The organism is Sphingobium chungbukense (genome assembly GCF_001005725.1).
In the GTDB taxonomy this organism is placed as follows: domain Bacteria; phylum Pseudomonadota; class Alphaproteobacteria; order Sphingomonadales; family Sphingomonadaceae; genus Sphingobium; species Sphingobium chungbukense.
In genome coordinates, this window is record NZ_LBIC01000019.1 from 45,032 (window position 1) to 63,643 (window position 18,612).

An 18,612-nucleotide genomic window follows, 5' to 3' on the forward strand; every position below is an offset into this window, starting at 1 on the left:
TGGCGTAAGACGAGGCAATTCCTGCCTATCACCTCTTGCAACCATAGGTGAGTTCGCCAAAGAGACATGAATATCGCCCGCACCATTCCTTCCTCACCACAGGACCGCATGAGTATATCAGCCGCGCCGACGTCGCATTTCTACACATCGTTGCGGATGCGCCTGCATTATCTGGACTGGGGCAACAGCACCGCGCCGACGCTGATCCTGATACATGGTGGGTTCGACCATGCGCGAAGCTGGGACTGGACGGCACGGACCCTGGCGAAGGACTATCATGTCATCGCGCCCGACCTGCGCGGCCATGGCGACAGTGCCTGGTCCGCCGAAGGGTCGTATATGACGGCCAATTATGTCTATGACCTGGCGCAACTGGTCGAGCAACTGGGGCGCGACCCGGTGATCCTGGTGGGCCATTCGCTGGGTGGATCGATCGCGCTGCGCTATGCCGGGCTGTTTCCGGAGAAGGTCGCGAAGATCGTCGCGATCGAGGGCCTCGGCCTGTCGCCCAACCGCATCGCGGAAGATGCGCAGAAACCCGCGCCCGACAAATGGCTGGACTGGATCGCGAAACGGCGGACGCTGGCCCGCCGGACCAGGCGGCATTACCCGACCATCGAGGCGGCGGTGGCCCGGATGCGCGAGCGTAACGACCATCTGTCGGTCGAGCAGGCGATGCATCTCACCATCCATGGCGTCAACCGCAACGAGGATGGCAGCTATCGCTGGAAATTCGACCCCTATCTGCATGACGCGGCGCCGCAGGTGGGGGACGATACCGAACTGCCCCAATTCTGGAGCCGGATCACTTGCCCGACGCTGTTGTGCCTGGGATTGGATAGCTGGGCGTCCAATCCGGTGAAGGACGGACGCGCCACGCATTTCAAGGACGCCCGGCTGGTCGAGTTCACGCAGGCCGGCCATTGGCTGCACCATGACCAGTTCGACCGCTTCATCGCGGAACTGCGCGCATTTCTTTGAATTGAAGCCCTATGAATTGAAGGCGGCGACGGCGGCCTGATATTCCGCCTTGAGCTGGGCGATGAAGGCGGCGGCAGGCTGGACCTTGCGAATCGCGCCGATCCCCTGCCCCGCGCCCCAGACATCGCGCCACGCCTTCTTCTCTCCCCCCGACAGATCGGCGAAATCCATGTCCGACGCCTTGGGCAGCTTGTCGGGATCGAAACCGGCGGCGGTGATGCTGGGGCGCAGATAATTGCCGAGAACCCCGGTGAAGACGTCCGAATAGACGATGTCGCCCGCGCCGCTGTCCACGATCATCCGCTTGTAGGCGGCTTCGGCATTGGCCTCCTCCGTCGCGATGAAGGAGGAACCCATATAGGCGAAGTCGGCGCCCATCATCCGCGCCGCGGCGATCGATCGGCCCGTCGCGATCGCTCCCGATAGCGCGAGTGGGCCGTCGAACCAGGCCCTGATCTCCTCCACCAGTGCGAAGGGCGACAGGGTTCCGGCATGGCCGCCCGCCCCCGCCGCCACGGCGATCAGGCCGTCGGCGCCCTTTTCGATCGCCTTGCGCGCGAAGACATTGTTGATGACGTCATGCAGGACGATGCCGCCATAGCTGTGCACCGCCCGATTCACATCCTCCCGCGCGCCGAGCGAGGTGATGACGATCGGCACCCGATATTTGACGCAGAGCGCGAGATCCTCCTCCAGCCGGTTGTTGGTCCTGTGGACGATCAGGTTGACGGCGAAGGGCGCATCCCTGTCCGTCAGCGCTTCGTTCAGATGCTGGAGCCATTGTTCGAACATGCCGGACGGGCGGGCGTTGAGCGAAGGAAAGGAACCGACGATGCCGGCGCGGCACTGCGCGATCACGAGCGCGGGCTGCGAGACGATGAACATCGGCGATCCGATCAGCGGCAGGGACAGGCGGCCTTCCAGAAATTTCGGCAAGCTCATGAACGAGCGTCTCCCTTTAGGGCATTTTCGAAGCGGAGAGCATCATCCGCTGCTTCGGGAAAATGCGGACAATCATTCGCCTATGATCTTGAGCAGCCGCCGTTCAACCGGGGCCAGCACGCCCTGAAGCTCCGCACCGCGTTTCAGCACGTTGCCGGCTTCCCCGATCAGTGCCCACATGCCTTGCCGGTGGCGTAGCGAGGGCCGCTTTTCGATGCGGAATTCGGGACGCTCCGCGGAGCGCCGGAAAGCGGAGAAGATGGCGGCTTCACGGCCGAGATCGAGCGCATAGTCGCGCCAGTGGCCGGCCGCCACCATGCGGCCGTAGAGATCCATGATCCGCTGGAGTTCGAGACGATCGAAACCGATCTGGCTGGCTGCAGCCCCCGCGCCCTGGGCTGCCGGCAACGGGAACGGCGTCACATTGCTCATCAGGCGCGGCCACGCTCCTTGAACAGCGGCCTGTCCCCATCGGGCAGGTCGTCGTCCGGCGCGCGCCCCGCTCAGCCAGCAGTTCGGCGAGACGCTTCTGCAATTGCTCGACCTCGCACTGGAGCATTTCCAGCTTCTGCTTGTCCGGGTCGAAGCAGTCCGAGCAGGGCGTGCCATAGGGCAGGAATTCGCGCCGATAGGCGGTCACGTCCACCAACATCGGCTTGGCGGGGATGCCGACCATGGTCGCGCCTTCCTTCACATCCTTGGTGACGACGGCATTGGCGCCGACGCGGGCGCGGGCACCGACGCGGACCGGCCCCAGCACCTGCGCGCCCGAACCCACGATCACGCCATTTTCCAGCGTCGGGTGGCGCTTGCCCGCGATCCCGTTGGCCGGATCCGTGCCGCCGAGCGTCACATTCTGATAGAGGGTGACGTCATCGCCGATCTCCGCCGTCTCGCCGATGACGGTGAAGCCATGGTCGATGAAGAAGCGCTTGCCGATGCGGGCGCCCGGGTGGATGTCGTTGCCGGTCAGGAATCGCGAGAAATGGTTCACGGCGCGGGCCAGGAAGAACAGCCGCGCCAGATAGAGCCGATGGGCCACGCGATGGAAGGCCAGCGACCAGACGCCGGGATAAAGCAGGATCTCCGCGCGCGAACGCGGCGCAGGGTCCCGTAATTTGACCGAGTCCAGATAAGCAATAAGATTGCGCAACATGCAGCGCCCCTTTGGAAACCGACCAATCGGTACATAAGCGCAAAAGGATGAATTTTCCAGATGGGCGGCTATTTCGGCTTCGCTCGATAAAACAGAAAGTTTCTTGGCGGGCCATGATATACCTACCAAGGCGATAGACAATCATAACAGGGACCCGTGAATGACCGACAGCTTTATCGCCAATTTCGCCGAAATACTGCCGTTCATTCTCATCGGTTTCGGAGCGCAGATGATCGACGGCGCGCTGGGCATGGCCTATGGCGTGATCTCCAGCACGTTACTGCTCGCGCTCGGCCTGCCGCCCAGCAAGGCATCGGCCAGCGTCCATGCGGCGGAAACCTTCACCACCGGCGTCTCCGCAATCAGCCATATCGCGCACCGCAATGTCGACTGGCGGCTGTTCGCGCGCCTGATCATTCCCGGCGTGATCGGGGGCGTCACGGGCGCCTATGTACTGTCCCATGTCGACGGCGCGGTCATCAAACCCTTCGTGCAAATCTATCTGACGACGATCGGCGTGTATCTGGTCTGGCGCGGTTTCCATTTTCCGCCGCAGGCGCGCGATCCCAAATGGGTCGCGCCGCTGGGCCTGTTCGGCGGCTTCATGGACGCGACCGGCGGCGGCGGCTGGGGGCCGGTGGTGACGTCGAACCTGCTGATCCAGGGGTCCAGCCCGCGCCACACCATCGGTACGGTCAACAGCGTCGAATTCATCCTGACCCTGTCGATCAGCATCACCTTCCTTCTCCATCTGGGTTGGGAGACCTTCACCACCTATACGATCGGATTGCTGATCGGCGGCGTGGTCGCCGCGCCCTTCGGCGCGATGCTGGCCCGGCATGTGGCGCCCCGGACCCTGTTCATTGCGGTGGGAACGATCCTGACGCTGACATCGCTGTTCGGCGTTGCCAAATGGCTTGGATATATCGGCTAGGTCGCTTATATTCCTTCCTCTAATCGAGGAAGCCGATCAATGTCGAGTTACATGCCAACGCTCAAGCAGCTCCAATATCTGGTGGCGCTGAAAGAGCATGGCCATTTCGGCAAGGCGGCGGACAGCTGTTTCGTCACCCAGTCGACCCTGTCGGCGGGGATTCGCGAATTGGAGTCGCTGGTCGGCATCACCCTGGTCGAACGGACGCGACGGGTGGTCCGCTTCACGGCGCTGGGCGACCGGATCGTCGAAAAGGCGCACCGGGTCTTGCGCGAGGCGGAGGAACTGGCCGCGATCGCCGAGGCTTCAGGCAAACCGCTGACCGGCGAACTGCGGATGAGCGTCATTCCGACCATCGCGCCCTTCCTGCTGCCCCATCTGCTGCCCAAATTGCGGGCCGAACGGCCGGAATTGAAGCTCTATCTGCGCGAGGAGACGACGCAGGCGGCGATCGAATCGCTGCGCCACGGCAATGTCGACTGCGTGCTGCTGGCCCTGCCCTTCCCGACCGGGGAACTGGACAGCGAATTCCTGTTCCAAGACCGGCTGTACGTCGCCTTTCCGCGCGACGATCCGCGCGATCCGCCCGAATGGATCGCGCCGGAGATGATCGACGAGACCAAGCTGCTGCTGCTGGAGGACGGTCATTGCCTGAAGGACCATGCGCTGGCGGCCTGTAACCGGCCGGAAATCCGTGCGAGCGCGATGATGATGGGCACGTCGCTCCATACGCTGGTGCAGATGGTCGACAATGGGCTGGGCATGACGATCATGCCGGAAATGGCGATTTCCGGGGGGATATTGGACCATACCCAGATCACGGCGCGGCCGTTGCGGTCCGAACGGTCGCATCGCGACATTGCGCTGGTGTGGCGCAAGAACAGCCCGCGCGAGAAGGAATTCCGGTTGCTGGCGGAACTGCTGCGCGAGGCGGCGGAACAGCCGGAGGTCAGCGCGGCGGCCTAACGCTTCCAGCTTTCAGCCTTGGCGTCGTCCTCGGCGCGGGCCTCCACCCATTGCGTCCGGTCCGCGAAATGCTCCTTCTTCCAGAAGGGCGCCTCCGATTTCAGCCAGTCGATAAGGAAGGCGCATGCCTCCAGCGCGGCCGTGCGATGGCGCGAGGCGGTGCCGACGAAGACGATCCGCTCACCCGGTTCCAACCGTCCATGACGATGGATCACCCGCACGCCGAGCAGGGGCCAGCGGTCGAGCGCTTGCCCCACGATGCGTTCGACCTGCGCGGTCGTCATCGCGGGATAATGTTCGAGTTCGAGCGCGACCAGTCCGCCCTCCCCCCGGACGATGCCTGTGAAGCTGGCGACGCCGCCGCCGCCGGACGCTTCCAGCGCCGCCAGTTCGGCCGCGGGATCGAAATCCTCCGCCTGGATGGAAACGCGGCTCATCCGCCCGCTCCTATCCGCCCGTCACCGGCGGGAAGATCGCGAGTTCCTTCGCCTCCCCGATCGCGCTGTCCAGCGGCACGAAGCGCTGGTCCAGCGCCGCGCGCAGCTTTTCCGGACGGGCGAAGGCTTCGCCATGGCCACCGCCACGAGCCGCCAGCGTGGCGATCAGTGCGCCGATCGTGACGTCGGGTGCCGGGCGCGCCACCTGCTCCTCATCCCGGCCGATGGCTTCACGGACCCAGGCGAAATAGACGAGGGTAAGATCCGCCATCGTTCAATCCATATGCTTGATGCCGACGCGCAGATAGTCCCAGCCCGTGATCAGCGTCAGGATCGCCGCCGCCCAGAGGGTGGCGATGCCCACCATCTGGACGAAGGGGAATTGCGGCACCGCGCCGGCCAGGATCAGCGCGCCGAGCGCGATGAGCTGGAAGGTCGTCTTCCATTTGGCGAGGCGCGAAACCGGCACCGACACCTGCAACCCGGCGAGAAATTCGCGAAGGCCCGATACGGCGATCTCACGCAGCAGGATAATCATCGCAGCCACGATATGTATACCCGATATGTCGCGTGTCGCGGCCAGCATCAGGATCACCGCGCCGACCATGATCTTGTCCGCGATCGGATCGAGGAAGATGCCCAGTTTCGACACCGCCCCCTGCGCGCGGGCGAGATAGCCGTCGAAATAATCCGTGATCCCCATCAGGCAATAAAGCCCGAAGGCCAGCATATAGCCGGTGGTCCAGCGTGCTCCCACCTCCGCCGGCCAAAGCAGGGCGACGAGCAGGGGGACGGTCAATATCCGCGAAAGCGTCAGCAGATTGGGCAGCGTCAGCATGGCGGCGGACTGCCACAGTCGAGGCCCGTGCACAAGCGGCAGCAAGACCGAAGGTTACAGGATTGACACATTGCAGGGTTGGACAGACCCGACATCAAAGGCTAGACCCCGGCCCGCTCATCCACAGCGAAGAAGACCCCATCGCCCATGCAAGCCTCTCTCAGGCTCCTTACCAAGCGACGTTTTCTGCCGCTTTTCATCACCCAGCTCCTGGGCGCCTTCAACGACAATCTGTTCAAGAATGCGATGGTGCTGTTCGTCGTCTATACCGTGTATAACGACGAGAAGTCCGAAACCTGGTTCAGCGCGCTGGCGACCGGCGTGTTCATCCTGCCCTTCTTCCTGCTATCCGCCCTGTCCGGGCAATTGGCGGACCAGAGGGACAAGGCGACGATCATCCGTATCGTCAAGGCCGCCGAAATCGTCATCATGGGCGTCGGCGCGGCGGGTCTCGCGCTGATCTGGAGCGGGATTGCCGTGCATGTGCTGGCCATTCCGCTGTTGCTGGTGGCGCTGTTCGCCATGGGGGTGCATTCGACCTTCTTCGGCCCGATCAAATATGCGATCCTGCCCCAGCATCTGCATGACGAGGAAGTGCTGGGCGGCACCGGGCTGGTCGAGGCCGGCACCTATATCGCGATTCTGGCGGGCACCATCCTGGCCGGGGTCATCCCGGTGCAGGTCGCCGCGGTGGGCATCGTCCTGACGGCCGTCATCGGCTGGCTGACGGGACGGCAGGTGCCCCCGGCGCCTTCCTTGCTCGAGCGGCAGCCGATCGATTTCCACATCATCCGATCCTCGATCACGCTGGTGCGCGGGACGATGCATATCAGGCGGCTATACCTCGCCATCATGGCGATCAGCTTCTTCTGGGCAGTGGGAACGGTGCTGTTCATCCAGTTCCCGCCGCTGGTCAAGAATGTGCTGAGCGCCGACAAGTCGGTCGCCAGCCTGTTCCTGGGCATTTTCTCCGTCGGCATCGCCATCGGGTCGGTCGCGATCAACCGTCTGCTGGGCGGGCATGTCTCGGCCAAATATGCTCCGGCTTCGGTGATCGGCATGGGGATCAGCATCGTCGCCTTCCATGTCGTGTGCGACCTCTGGATGGCGCAGTCGACCGGACAGATGCTGTCGCTGTCGGCTTTCCTGTCGCATCCGCTGGCGATCCCGCTGTCGGTGTGCCTGCTGCTGGTGGCGACGTTCGGCGGCATGTTCGTCGTGCCGCTCTATGCCTTCCTCACCACCACGGTCGAAAAATGCGAGGCGGCGCGGACGGTGGCGGCGAACAATATCGTCAATTCAGGCGCCATGGTGCTGGGTTCGTTGCTGACCATCAGCCTCAGCCTGGCCGGCATGTCGGTGGTCAACCAGTTGCTGCTGGTGGCAGCGCTTTGCCTGCCCTGCGCGGCCATTGCCTGGACGCTGCACAAAGCTTGCGATTGAAACAGGGCCCGTGATTGAAACAGGGCCTGTGATTGAAACAGGGCCTGCGATTGACGGGTTTCAGCCTATCGAAAGATAGACCAGTCCCTCAAAAGATAAAGCTGTAGAAGGCCGTGAAGAAGGCGCCGAAGCTCAGCAGGAACAGCTTCCAGTCATTGTCGTCGGACGCCGGCGCACGTTCGCCTGCACCGGTCGGCTCCGCAACGCACAGGACATGGCGCGGCAGCCGCTGGCGGAACGGATGTCGGGCCGACTCGCTCGCCAGGACTAGAGGTCTCGTTCTCATGACCCATAGGTTAAGAGATTCTTTACCATTTGGAACATCACGATTCATAGTTAATCCGGAGCTGTCCCGCGACGGGACATGCTTGACCGTATCAGACAAATAACACAGCATGACCGAAGCGATGAACGATCCCCTGCCGACTCCCGAGCCCGATGCCCTGTCGCCCCGTGAATTCGGCGCAGGACCACCCAGTGCGTTCGCACAGCCCGGCCCGTGGAAGCGCCGGGTGCAGATCGGCGGATGGGTGGTGGCCGCGCTGCTGGCGCTGATGATGATCATCATCGCCTGGCTGGCGGTGACGGCGCCGCTGTCCCGTTCTCTGAAGCCGATTGCCCCGCCCAGCATCAGCCTGATGTCGGCGGACGGCCACCTGATCGCGCGGCGCGGCGCGATCATCGACAAGCCCGTCACCGTCGCCGCCCTGCCCAAACATGTGCCGCAGGCCTTCATGGCGATCGAGGACCGGCGCTTCTACAGCCATTGGGGCGTCGATCCGCGCGGCATCGCCCGGGCGGCCTGGCACAATCTCTGGTCGGACGGATCGTCGCAGGGCGGCAGCACGATCACGCAGCAGCTCGCCAAGGGCGTGTTCCTGTCCGCAGACCGGACCTTCGGCCGCAAGGCGCGCGAGGCGCTGATCGCCTTCTGGCTGGAGGCGTGGCTGACCAAGGACCAGATCATGGAGAGATATCTCTCCAACGTCTATTTCGGCGACAATGTCTATGGGCTGCGGGCGGCTTCGCTGCATTATTTCAACCGCCAGCCGGAACGGCTGACCATCCCGCAGGCGGCGATGCTGGCGGGGTTGCTTAAGGCCCCTTCCCGCCTGGCGCCGACCAGCAACCTGAAGGGCGCGCAGGAACGGGCGGCGCTGGTGACGCAGGCGATGGTCGAGGCGGGTTACATCACGAAGGCGCAGCGCAATGCCCTGCCGCCCGCCCGGCTCAATGTGCAGGAGGCGCCCGATCCGACCAGCGGCACCTATTTCGCCGACTGGGTGCTGCCGCAGGCGCGCGACCGGGCAGGCACGGTCTATGGCGCGCAGAATGTGGCGACGACGCTCGACTGGCGCATCCAGCGGCTGGCGGAGGCGGCGATCCGCCATGCGCCGCTGGGCAAGGCACAGGCTGCGCTGGTGGCGATGAAGCCCGACGGCAGCGTGGTCGCGATGGTCGGGGGCAGGAATTATGGGGAAAGCGCCTTCAACCGCGCGGTGCAGGCCAAGCGCCAGCCGGGGTCGACGTTCAAGCTGTTCGTCTATCTCGCCGCCTTCCGCGCGGGGATGACGCCCGACGATTTCATCGAGGACACGCCGATCACCACCGGCACCTACCGTCCGGCCAATCATGGCGGCAAATATCGCGGGCGGATCACCCTGCGGCAGGCTTTCGCCGCGTCCAGCAATGTGGCGGCGGTGCGGCTGACGCAGAAGGTCGGCGTCGACAATGTGATCAAGGTGGCGCGCGACCTGGGCGTCACCGCGCCCCTGACCGAGGATCTGAGCCTGGCGCTGGGCACGTCGGAAATCCCGCTGGTGGAGCTGACCGAAGCCTATGCGGCGGTGGCGGCGGGCGCCTATCCGGTGCTGGCCCATGGCCTGCCGCCGGAGGAGCAGAGCTGGTTCGGCCGGTTGATGAGCCGCCAGAAGCATTTCAGCGACGACCAGTTGGAGATGATCCGCGACCTGCTCTCCTCCGCCGCCAATCGCGGCACGGGGAGCGCGGCGGCGCTGCGGACCAGCACTTTCGGCAAGACGGGAACGACGCAGGACAGCCGGGACGCGATCTTCGTCGGCTATGCGGGGGGCCTCGTGACGGCGGTATGGATCGGCAATGACGACAACACGCCGCTTCCCGGCGGCGCGGCGGGCGGCGGCGTGCCCGCGCGCATCTGGCGCAATTTCATGGGCAGCGCGATCAACGAGCCGGTCGAGGATGCGCCGGAGGAGACGAAGGACAGCGATCTGGTCAACGCCATCGCCAATGTCGCGAGCGAGGCGGGCCTGGGCAATATGAGCGTCGGGCTGGATACGCAGGGCGTGACGGTCAATATCGGCAACGGACAGCTTCGCCTGCCGATCGACCAGCCGCAGGGGCCTCCACCGGGCGCGCCCGCACCGCAACCGGGTACGCCGCCGCCGCGCATCATCGTTCCCGCCGATCCTGCGTCCGGCGAGCAACGCCCCTGACATGAGAACGGCGCGGCCGTCGCACCTTCTGGCTTTCCTGCCGCTGGGCGCGGCGGTGGCGCTGTCGCTCAGCTACTGGCCGGGCCTCGTCACCTATGATTCGGTCCGCCAATATGACCAGGCGTTGAGCGGCGCGTTCGACGACTGGCATCCGCCGATGATGGAGGGCCTCTGGCGATTGATCCTGCCGCTCTGGCCGGGACCGGCACCGATGCTGCTGTTGCAGCTTGGCCTGTATGCGGCGGGCATGGCAGGGCTGATCGCCTGGGCGCTGCGGCGGGGACGGCCGGGCGTGGCCATGGGGTTAGGGCTTTGCGCACTGCTGCCTTTGTCCGTCGCGCTGATGGGCGAGGTGCTGAAGGACTGCCTGATGGCAGGTGCGCTGACGGCGGCCGTGGCGCTCATGCTGCTGTCGCAGGAAAGCCGGTCCGTCATGCCGCGGGCGGGTGCGGCGGCGCTGGTCTTCCTTGCCGCGACCTTGCGCTTCAACGCCTTTCTGGCGGGCGTGCCGATCCTGCTGCTGGCGCTGGGGCCGGCGGTGCTGGTTTCCCGGTTGCGGATGGTCCTGGCCACAGCCGTCATGTCCGTGCTGCTGCTGCTGGCCATGCCGCTGGCCAACCAGGCGCTGGGCGCGGCGCCGAGCGACGTCAATCTGTCGCTGGTGATCTTCGACCTGGCCGGGATCACGGAACATGGCGGGCAGGACGCCTTTCCCGCGATGAAGGTCGAACAGCCGATCGCGGCGGTCCATCATTGCTATACCCCGGTGAAATGGGACAGCTTCTCCTGGTGGGTCGATCCGCTTTGCCCGCTGAATTTCGAGCAGGTCCGGCGGGACTTTCATGCTTCGCACATCAGCGCCCTTCCCTATTGGATCGAACAGATATTTCGCCATCCGGTCGCCTATGCGCAGCATCGCCTCGCCCACTGGAACATCAATGCCCGCTTCTGGGTCCATGACGAGATCGAACGGCCCGTGCAGCGGGAATCGGCGCCCAATGACTGGAATTTCCACGTAACGGCTGGTCCGGCGCTGGATTTCGTCGATGCGGCGGCGATCAGGAGCGCCGATACGCCGCTCGGCTGGCCCTGCGCCTGGATGGCGCTGGCCTTCGGGTTGATGCTGGCGGCGCGGCGGATGCCGTCGGCGCGGACCATCGGCATGCTCGCCGGATCGGCCCTTTTCTATGGCCTTGGCTATGCGGTGTTCAGCGTTGCGTCGGAGTTGCGCTACTATCTCTGGACCATGATGGCGGCAGCCATGGCGGCCGTGATCGCGCTGGGCGATATGCCTGCCCTGCCCCGTTCCGTCCGATGGCGGGCAGGAATGGAGATGGCCGCGCCGCCACTGGTCATCACGCTGGTCGCCGCTCTGGCGCGGCTATGACAAAACATGGGTTCGCGCCCTTTCTCCCGAACACGTCCTGCCCTACATGGGTGGGAATGAGTGCCCCCCTGTACAATAAAGACATTCTGCGGCTCGCTGCGAACGTTCCCCACCATGGTCGCCTGCCCGATCCGCAGGCGAGCGTGGAGAAGCGCTCGCCCACCTGCGGATCGCGGGTGACGGCCGACGTCAGGATGGAGGCGGGGCGGCTCGCCGAAATGGGGCTTGACGTGAAGGCCTGTGCCCTGGGGCAGGCCTCCGCGGCGCTGATGGCCGCGCAGGCGATCGGCCTGACCGCCGCTGAACTGGCCGATGCGCGAGACCGGTTGACCGCCTATCTGGCGGGGGAAAGCGACGATCTGGACTTCTGGCCGGGACTGGCGGTGCTGGCGCCGGCGCGGGGCTATCCGGCGCGGCATGCTTCCATCCGGCTGGGCTTCGAAGCCATTGCCGAGGCCGCGCGCATGGCCGACGCCTGATGCAGGGACCGGCCGCTCAGATCGGCGCTTCGCCGGTTTCCGCCACCGACATATTGCTTTCCGAGGGCGTTATCCTGTTGGGCGCGGCGGTGCTGTTCGTCATGCTGTTCCGCCGGTTCGGGCTGGGCGCGGTGCTGGGCTATCTGGTCGCGGGCGCGCTGGTCGGGCCGCAGGGACTGCATCTGGTCGGCGGCGCGGAATCGAAGCTCGCCATTGCCGAGATCGGCATCGTCCTGCTGCTGTTCCTGGTCGGGCTGGAACTGCATCCGGCGCGGTTGTGGCGATTGAAGCGCGATATTTTCGCGCTGGGCGCCGCGCAGGTCGTGCTGTGCGGATGCGCGCTCACGGCGATCATCTTCTACAGCACTGGCTTTAGCTGGGGGGCTGCGATCGCGCTGGGCTTGCCGCTGGCCCTCTCCTCCACGGCGCAGGTTCTGCCAGGCCTCAAGAGCAGCGGCCGGATCAACTCGCCCTTTGGCGAGAAGGTGTTTTCGATCCTGCTGTTCCAGGACCTGTCGATCGTACCGCTGATCACCATCGTCGCGGCCCTTTCGCGCAATCCCGCCGATGCGGGCGGGCCGCCCGGATGGATGATGGCGGGCTATACCGTCGCGGCCATCGCCGGGCTGGTGCTGGCGGGGCGTTTCATCCTGCGGCCGTTGCTGCATCTGGTGGGGCGGCTGGGCGAGCGCGAGCTGTTCGTCGCGGTCGGGTTGTTCACCGTGCTGGCTGCCGCCGCCTTGATGCACGCATTGCACCTGTCGACGGCGCTGGGCGCTTTCGTCGCGGGCGTGATGCTGGCCGACTCCCCCTATCGGCATGAGATAGAGGCGGACGTCGAACCCTTTCGCTCGATCCTGCTCGGTCTGTTCTTCCTGGCGGTCGGCATGGTGCTCGACCTGCGGACGGTGGCGGCCAATCCGGTTTTCGTCATCGGCATGGCGGCGGTGCTGGTCGCGACAAAGGCGGCGTTGATCATGGGCCTCGCCCGGCTGTTCGGCATGGAACGGAACCAGGCCATCGGCGCGGGACTGCTGCTCAGCCAGGGCGGCGAGTTCGGCTTTGTCCTGTTCGCGCAGGCGCAGAACGCCCTGCTGATCGCCCCCCAGGCCGCGAGCCTGTTCAGCGCCATCGTCACCTTCTCCATGGCGACGACGCCGTTCCTGATGCTGTTCGCCCGTCGGCTGGAATTCGCCAAGCCGAAGCAGGCATCGGACCTGCCACGGCCTGAAGACGCGCCGCGCGGTACGGCGATCATCGTCGGCTACGGCCGTTTCGGCCAGACGGTGGCGCAGATGCTGATGGGCCATGGATTCGGCGTCGTGCTGATCGACAAGAAACCCTCCCAGATCGAAGTGTCCAGCCGCTTCGACATGAAGGTCTATTATGGCGACGGCACCCGGATCGACCTGTTGCGGCGGTCGGGCGCCGACGAGGCGCGGTTGATCGCCTTCTGCATCGACGATCCCTCGCTCGACAGACGCGTGCTGGCGCCGATTGCCGAGGCCTTCCCCCAAGCCGCGCTCGTGGTGCGCGCCTTCGACCGAAGGCAGTTGCTGGATTTCAAGGACCTCGATCTGGCGGGCGTCGTGCGCGAGGTGTTCGAGTCCGCCATTTGCATGGGGGTGCAGGCCATGCAGGCGCTGGGCGTGCCGCAGGAGGAGGTGGAAGAGGTGGAGCGTCAATATCGCCAGAATGACGAACAACGCATGGCGTTGCAGATGGAACATGGCAATTTGCTCGCCGCCAAGGAATTGATGTACCGCCCCGGCAGGCGGATGCACCTGATGGTGCGCGGCGAAGGGGAGGACGAGGCATGATTGCGGTTCTGGCGGCATTATCGGCGGCATTGGCGATCGCGGCGGGAGCCTTTGGCGCGCACGGCGCGTCCAGTCCGCAGGCTGCCGAATGGCTGCGCACCGGCGGCCTGTACCAACTCGTCCACGCGGTCGGCGCGCTCGCCATCATGGGCGTGGCGCGGGGACCGGCGGCGCTGCTGTTGAGCGGGGCGGCGGTCTTTGCCCTCACCCTCTACGCCATGGCTCTGGGAGCGCCGAAATGGTTCGGCGCGATTACCCCGATCGGAGGAACCCTGATGATCGCCGGCTGGCTCTGGGCCGCCTGGATCTATTGGCGGAGCTGAACCGCTCGCCCTTGCCCCGGACATCACCCAAGCTTAGATTGTACTTATGGCCGATCACCACCACCACGACCATCATGAACCGTCAGGCGACAATCTGGCGGATGCCGCACGCGCGACGCTGGAGGCGAGCCAGGAACAATGGACGCCGATGCGCGCGGCCATTTTCGACGCGCTGGCGGCGGAGGAAAGACCGGCATCGGCCTATGACATCGCCGACACCGTGTCGAAGGCGCGGGGCAAGCGGGTGGCGCCCAACAGCGTCTACCGCATCCTCGACCTGTTCGTGAGCAACAATATCGCCATGCGGGTGGAAAGCGCCAACGCCTACATCGCCAATGTGCATCCGGGCTGTCACCATGACTGCATCTTCCTGGTATGCTCCCGGTGCAAGCAGGCCACGCATGTCGACGACGATAAGGTCACGGACAAGGTGCGTGCCGTGGCCCGGATGGCGGGTTTTCAGCCGGAACGCCCCATCATCGAGATATTGGGCACCTGCGCCAAGTGCGCGGCATGAAGGAGGCGTTGCGCTTCGGCCCGGAACGGCCCAGAGCGGTCTTCGAAGCGGATGCCGTCCGCTGACTCGGAAAACGCGACAAACAGGGAACCTCCTGCGCTCGGGAGTCTATAGTCTTTCATGAACGATCGTCCTTCCACCCCGCTGCTCGACCAGGTCGTCTGGCCTGCGGACCTGCGCAAATTGCAACCCGACCAACTTCGGCAGGTCGCCGATGAGCTGCGGCAGGAAGTGATTTCCGCCGTGGGAGTGACGGGAGGCCATCTGGGGTCGGGGCTGGGCGTGGTGGAACTGACCACGGCCATCCATTATGTGTTCGAAACGCCGGACGACAAGCTGGTCTGGGATGTCGGGCATCAATGCTATCCGCACAAGATCCTGACCGGACGGCGCGACGGCATCCGTACCTTGCGCCAGGGTGGCGGGCTCAGCGGCTTCACCAAGCGGGCGGAGAGCGAGTTCGACCCCTTCGGCGCGGCGCACAGCTCCACCTCGATCAGTGCGGCCCTGGGCTTCGCGGTCGCGAACAAGATGCAGGGCAAGCCCGGCAAGGCGATCGCGGTGATCGGGGACGGCTCCATGTCGGCGGGCATGGCCTATGAGGCGATGAACAATGCACGGGAGGCCGGCAATCGGCTGATCGTCATATTGAACGATAATGACATGTCGATCGCTCCTCCCGTCGGAGGGCTTTCGGCCTATCTGGCGCGGCTGGTGTCGAGCCGGGAGTTCCTTGGCCTGCGCGACCTTGCCAAGCGGCTGGCGCGCAAGTTGCCCCGCCCGCTCCACAATGCGGCGCGCAAGACCGACGAGTTCGCGCGCGGCATGGCGATGGGCGGCACCTTGTTCGAGGAACTGGGCTTCTATTATGTCGGGCCGATCGACGGGCATAATCTCGACCAGTTGATACCCGTGCTTGAAAATGTCCGCGATGCGGCGGAGGGCCCCTGCCTCGTCCATGTCGTGACGCAGAAGGGCAAGGGCTATGCTCCGGCCGAGGCGGCGGCGGACAAATATCATGGCGTGCAGAAGTTCGACGTCATCACCGGCGCCCAGGCCAAGGCGCCTCCCGGACCGCCCAGCTATACCGGCGTGTTCGCCAAGGCGCTGATCGCCGAGGCGGAGCGCGATTCGACCGTGTGCGCGATCACCGCCGCCATGCCATCCGGTACGGGTCTGGACAAATTCGCCGCCGCCTTTCCGGACCGGACCTTCGACGTCGGCATTGCGGAGCAGCATGCCGTGACCTTCGCGGCGGGGCTGGCGGCGCAGGGCATGCGGCCCTTCTGCGCGATCTACTCGACCTTCCTGCAACGGGCCTATGATCAGGTCGTGCATGACGTGGCGATCCAGAACCTGCCTGTGCGCTTCGCCATCGACCGCGCAGGCCTGGTAGGCGCGGACGGATCGACCCATGCGGGCAGCTTCGACATCACCTATCTCGCGACCTTGCCCAATATGGTGGTGATGGCAGCGGCCGACGAAGCGGAACTGGTGCACATGGTTCACACCTGCGCGCTGCACGACGATGGGCCGATCGCGGTGCGATACCCGCGTGGCAACGGCGTGGGCATCGCCCTGCCCGAAACACCGGAGCGGCTGGAGATCGGCAAGGGCCGGATCGTCCGCGAAGGACGGCAGGTCGCGATCCTGTCGCTTGGCACCCGGTTGGAGGAGGCAATGAAGGCCGCCGAGGCGCTGGAAGCCAGGGGCCTGTCGACCAGCGTGGCCGATCTGCGCTTCGCCAAGCCGCTGGACGAGGCGATGATCCGCAAGCTGCTGACGACCCATGAGGTCGCCGTCACCATCGAGGAAGGGGCGATCGGCGGCCTGGGCGCGCATGTCCTGACCATGGCGAGCGATCAGGGCCTCATCGACAACGGGCTCAAGCTGCGAACGATGCGCCTGCCCGACATATTCCAGGACCAGGACAAGCCCGAGAAGCAATATGCCGATGCGCGACTGGATGCGGAGGCGATTGTCGACACGGTGCTGACGGCCCTGCGCCACAACAGCGCGGGCATCGGATCGGAAGTACGCGCCTGATTAGCAACTATATGGTTGCATGAAGGGATCAGCGCGCCCATATTGGCAACCAGGAGGTTGCTGATATGACCGATTCCATCATCAAGACCATCGAGATCGCCGCGCCTGTCGAAAAGGTCTGGGACGCGCTGATCGATCACGAGAAATTTGGAGCTTGGTTCCGCGTAGCGCTGGACCAGCCTTTCGCCGTGGGCCGGGCCTCGACCGGGCATATGACCTTTCCCGGTTATGAGGATTACCGCTGGGAAGCGCGGATCGTGGCGATCGAACCGATGACCCGCTTTGCCTATGAGTGGCCGGCAACCGGGGGTGACAAGGCATTGATGGACAGCGGCGCGACGGTGCCGGAGTGGACGCTGGTGGAGTTCCTACTGGAGCCGCTGGGCAACGGCACGCGGCTCACGGTGACGGAGAGTGGATTCGACAAGGTGCCCGAGCCCCGGCGTTCCAATGTCATGCGGTCCAATGACGGCGGCTGGACCGAGCAGGTGAAGAATATCCGCGACTATGTCGGGGATTGAGGGCTCCCCCGCCCGCCTGTTCGCGGCATTGGGGGATGCGACGCGGTTGGGTTTGATCGGACGGCTTTCCGATGGATCGGAGCGGTCGATCGTCCAACTGGGCGAGAATCTGCCGATCAGTCGGCAGGCGGTGGCCAAGCATCTCGACGTGCTGCTGGGCGCGGGGCTGGTGCGGCGGACCAGGAGCGGGCGGGAGGTGTTGTTCACCTTGCAGCCGGAGGTCTTGGTCGATGCCCGCAACTGGCTGGATCAGGTGAAGAGCCAGTGGGACGGGACTTTGGGCCGGTTCAGGGACTTTGTCGAGAACCAGCCCTAAGCGGTTCTTATTGCTGCGGCGTGGAGGCGCGGGCGTCCTGGCCGTCGCCTTCCGGGGCAGCGATGATGTCGCGGGTCGTGGCGCCCTTATCCACGACTTCCGTGCCCGGATCGCCCGCCGATGAGCGGATGCCCGCTGCGGCGTTGACGCGGCCGGCGGCGTTCAGCGTGCCGGTTTCGGCGACGCTGCGGGCGGCGGGGCCGCCGAACATGGCCTCCATCGCGGCCTTGCTCGAATCGACCTGGGCCGCCGCGGGGGTACCAGGCGCAGGCGGGACCAGCGCGAAGTCGGGCGGGATCACCAGCGGAGCCTGACGCGAGACGGCGAACTCATCGGGGCGGGCGCGGTTGAACAGGCCGCCACCGCCGCCGCAGGCGGACAGCATCGAAATCAGGCCAGCGGCGAGGATCAGTTTACGCATCAGTTCAGAGTCTCCGTCTTTTTGCGCCCTTCTCGCGCAGCAGAAGCGCTCGCGCAAGGAGGATCAGCACGCCGAAAGTGATGGCCGCGTCAGCCAGGTTGAAAATCAGGAATGGCCGCCATTCGCCGAAATGCAGGTCGGCATAATCGACCACATAGCCCAGCCGCACACGGTCGGCGATGTTGCCGATCGCGCCGCCAAGGACGAGGCCAAGTGCCGCGACGTCCTGCCGCGCCTTTTCGCGCCACATCCACACGCCCACGAAGCCGGCGATCAGCATGGTCATGCCGACCAGTATCCAGCGCATCATATTGGTGTCGGCGTGGAAGAAGCCCATGGAAACGCCGCGATTTTCCAGCCAGCGCAGGCGGAAGATCGGCAATATCTCGATGCCGTCGTCCATCCGGCTTTTCAGCGCCAGTGGATAGGTGACGGTATATTTGACGAGCTGATCGAACATGAGGGTGACGATCGCGACGGTGAGCCCCAAGGGGCGATGGTTGATCGGGGTGGGCATGGGCTTCAGATCGTCGCCTTAGTGATAGAAACCCATCGTGCTCCTGCGAAGGCAGGAGCCCAGATCAGGCCTTGGGACTGGGCTCCTGCCTTCG

The 18,612-nt window shown here is 65.0% G+C and carries 21 protein-coding genes and 1 pseudogene; 13 read left to right on the forward strand and 9 right to left on the reverse strand.

Going from position 1 to position 18,612, the window contains the following annotated elements:
- Positions 1-108: 108 nt before the first annotated feature.
- A complete protein-coding gene (locus YP76_RS24360) occupies positions 109-981 on the forward strand; it encodes an alpha/beta fold hydrolase (protein ID WP_046766059.1) in 873 nt (290 codons plus the stop codon).
- Positions 982-990: 9 nt separating this feature from the next.
- Here YP76_RS24360 and YP76_RS24365 read toward each other — a convergent pair whose 3' ends face one another.
- The 3 genes and pseudogenes from YP76_RS24365 to epsC form a co-directional block, all read right to left on the reverse strand.
- Positions 991-1,923 carry an NAD(P)H-dependent flavin oxidoreductase gene (locus tag YP76_RS24365; RefSeq protein ID WP_046765987.1) on the reverse strand — a complete coding sequence of 311 codons (933 nt, stop codon included), beginning with the start codon at positions 1,921-1,923 and terminating at the stop codon, positions 991-993.
- Between the two features lie 72 nt (positions 1,924-1,995).
- Positions 1,996-2,355 carry a DUF2794 domain-containing protein gene (locus YP76_RS24370; protein WP_046765988.1) on the reverse strand — a complete coding sequence of 120 codons (360 nt, stop codon included), beginning with the start codon at positions 2,353-2,355 and terminating at the stop codon, positions 1,996-1,998.
- Positions 2,355-3,079, reverse strand: a pseudogene (gene epsC / locus YP76_RS24375) (serine O-acetyltransferase EpsC). The gene YP76_RS24370 and the pseudogene epsC overlap by 1 nt, the downstream one beginning before the upstream one ends.
- 160 nt (positions 3,080-3,239) lie before the next feature.
- Here epsC and YP76_RS24380 point away from each other — a divergent pair.
- Positions 3,240-4,013: a sulfite exporter TauE/SafE family protein gene (locus YP76_RS24380; RefSeq protein ID WP_046765989.1), complete on the forward strand. Its 774-nt coding sequence runs from the start codon at positions 3,240-3,242 to the stop codon at positions 4,011-4,013.
- A gap of 39 nt (positions 4,014-4,052) precedes the next feature.
- On the forward strand, positions 4,053-4,979 hold the full coding sequence (locus tag YP76_RS24385; protein ID WP_046765990.1) for a hydrogen peroxide-inducible genes activator: 927 nt from the start codon (positions 4,053-4,055) through the stop codon (positions 4,977-4,979).
- Here YP76_RS24385 and YP76_RS24390 read toward each other — a convergent pair.
- From YP76_RS24390 to pgsA, 3 genes are read right to left on the reverse strand one after another with little or no spacing between them, the layout of a single operon-like run.
- Positions 4,976-5,416: a molybdenum cofactor biosynthesis protein MoaE gene (locus YP76_RS24390; RefSeq protein ID WP_046765991.1), complete on the reverse strand. Its 441-nt coding sequence runs from the start codon at positions 5,414-5,416 to the stop codon at positions 4,976-4,978. The genes YP76_RS24385 and YP76_RS24390 overlap by 4 nt on opposite strands.
- A gap of 10 nt (positions 5,417-5,426) precedes the next feature.
- Entirely contained in the window at positions 5,427-5,687 is a 261-nt protein-coding gene (locus YP76_RS24395; RefSeq protein WP_046765992.1) for a MoaD/ThiS family protein, read from the reverse strand.
- Between the two features lie 3 nt (positions 5,688-5,690).
- Complete coding sequence (gene pgsA / locus YP76_RS24400; protein WP_046765993.1) at positions 5,691-6,254, reverse strand: CDP-diacylglycerol--glycerol-3-phosphate 3-phosphatidyltransferase; 564 nt, start codon at positions 6,252-6,254, stop codon at positions 5,691-5,693.
- Between the two features lie 147 nt (positions 6,255-6,401).
- Between pgsA and YP76_RS24405 the strand changes: the two genes are divergently transcribed.
- Entirely contained in the window at positions 6,402-7,697 is a 1,296-nt protein-coding gene (locus YP76_RS24405) for an MFS transporter (RefSeq protein ID WP_046765994.1), read from the forward strand.
- Positions 7,698-7,785: 88 nt separating this feature from the next.
- Here the strand turns inward: YP76_RS24405 and YP76_RS24410 are convergent, their stop codons facing one another.
- Positions 7,786-7,983: a hypothetical protein gene (locus YP76_RS24410; protein WP_046765995.1), complete on the reverse strand. Its 198-nt coding sequence runs from the start codon at positions 7,981-7,983 to the stop codon at positions 7,786-7,788.
- 109 nt (positions 7,984-8,092) lie between these two features.
- On the opposite strand from YP76_RS24410, the gene YP76_RS24415 reads away from it, so the two are divergent.
- The 9 genes from YP76_RS24415 (at position 8,093) to YP76_RS24455 (ending at position 17,580) form a co-directional block, all read left to right on the forward strand.
- Positions 8,093-10,171, forward strand: a complete 2,079-nt coding sequence (locus tag YP76_RS24415) for a transglycosylase domain-containing protein (protein ID WP_046765996.1) — start codon at positions 8,093-8,095, stop codon at positions 10,169-10,171.
- A 1-nt stretch (position 10,172) separates the two neighbouring features.
- On the forward strand, positions 10,173-11,558 hold the full coding sequence (locus tag YP76_RS24420; protein ID WP_046765997.1) for a hypothetical protein: 1,386 nt from the start codon (positions 10,173-10,175) through the stop codon (positions 11,556-11,558).
- A 56-nt stretch (positions 11,559-11,614) separates the two neighbouring features.
- Positions 11,615-12,037 carry an iron-sulfur cluster assembly scaffold protein gene (locus tag YP76_RS24425; RefSeq protein WP_046765998.1) on the forward strand — a complete coding sequence of 141 codons (423 nt, stop codon included), beginning with the start codon at positions 11,615-11,617 and terminating at the stop codon, positions 12,035-12,037.
- Entirely contained in the window at positions 12,037-13,857 is a 1,821-nt protein-coding gene (locus tag YP76_RS24430; protein WP_046765999.1) for a cation:proton antiporter domain-containing protein, read from the forward strand. The genes YP76_RS24425 and YP76_RS24430 overlap by 1 nt, the downstream gene beginning before the upstream one ends.
- On the forward strand, positions 13,854-14,180 hold the full coding sequence (locus tag YP76_RS24435; protein WP_046766000.1) for a DUF423 domain-containing protein: 327 nt from the start codon (positions 13,854-13,856) through the stop codon (positions 14,178-14,180). The genes YP76_RS24430 and YP76_RS24435 overlap by 4 nt, the downstream gene beginning before the upstream one ends.
- Before the next feature lie 46 nt (positions 14,181-14,226).
- Complete coding sequence (locus YP76_RS24440; protein ID WP_046766001.1) at positions 14,227-14,697, forward strand: Fur family transcriptional regulator; 471 nt, start codon at positions 14,227-14,229, stop codon at positions 14,695-14,697.
- Between the two features lie 120 nt (positions 14,698-14,817).
- A complete protein-coding gene (gene dxs / locus YP76_RS24445) occupies positions 14,818-16,743 on the forward strand; it encodes a 1-deoxy-D-xylulose-5-phosphate synthase (RefSeq protein ID WP_046766002.1) in 1,926 nt (641 codons plus the stop codon).
- A 65-nt stretch (positions 16,744-16,808) separates the two neighbouring features.
- Positions 16,809-17,264: an SRPBCC family protein gene (locus YP76_RS24450; RefSeq protein WP_046766003.1), complete on the forward strand. Its 456-nt coding sequence runs from the start codon at positions 16,809-16,811 to the stop codon at positions 17,262-17,264.
- The gene (locus YP76_RS24455; RefSeq protein WP_046766004.1) at positions 17,251-17,580 is read left to right on the forward strand and encodes an ArsR/SmtB family transcription factor; all 330 of its coding nucleotides are present in this window, start codon (positions 17,251-17,253) and stop codon (positions 17,578-17,580) included. The genes YP76_RS24450 and YP76_RS24455 overlap by 14 nt, the downstream gene beginning before the upstream one ends.
- A gap of 7 nt (positions 17,581-17,587) precedes the next feature.
- Here the strand turns inward: YP76_RS24455 and YP76_RS24460 are convergent, their stop codons facing one another.
- Both YP76_RS24460 and lspA read right to left on the reverse strand, forming a co-directional pair.
- Complete coding sequence (locus tag YP76_RS24460; protein WP_046766005.1) at positions 17,588-18,001, reverse strand: DUF3035 domain-containing protein; 414 nt, start codon at positions 17,999-18,001, stop codon at positions 17,588-17,590.
- A 4-nt stretch (positions 18,002-18,005) separates the two neighbouring features.
- Positions 18,006-18,518 (reverse strand): signal peptidase II, encoded by a 513-nt coding sequence (gene lspA, locus YP76_RS24465; RefSeq protein ID WP_046766006.1) that lies wholly within the window; start codon positions 18,516-18,518, stop codon positions 18,006-18,008.
- Positions 18,519-18,612 lie beyond the last annotated feature (94 nt).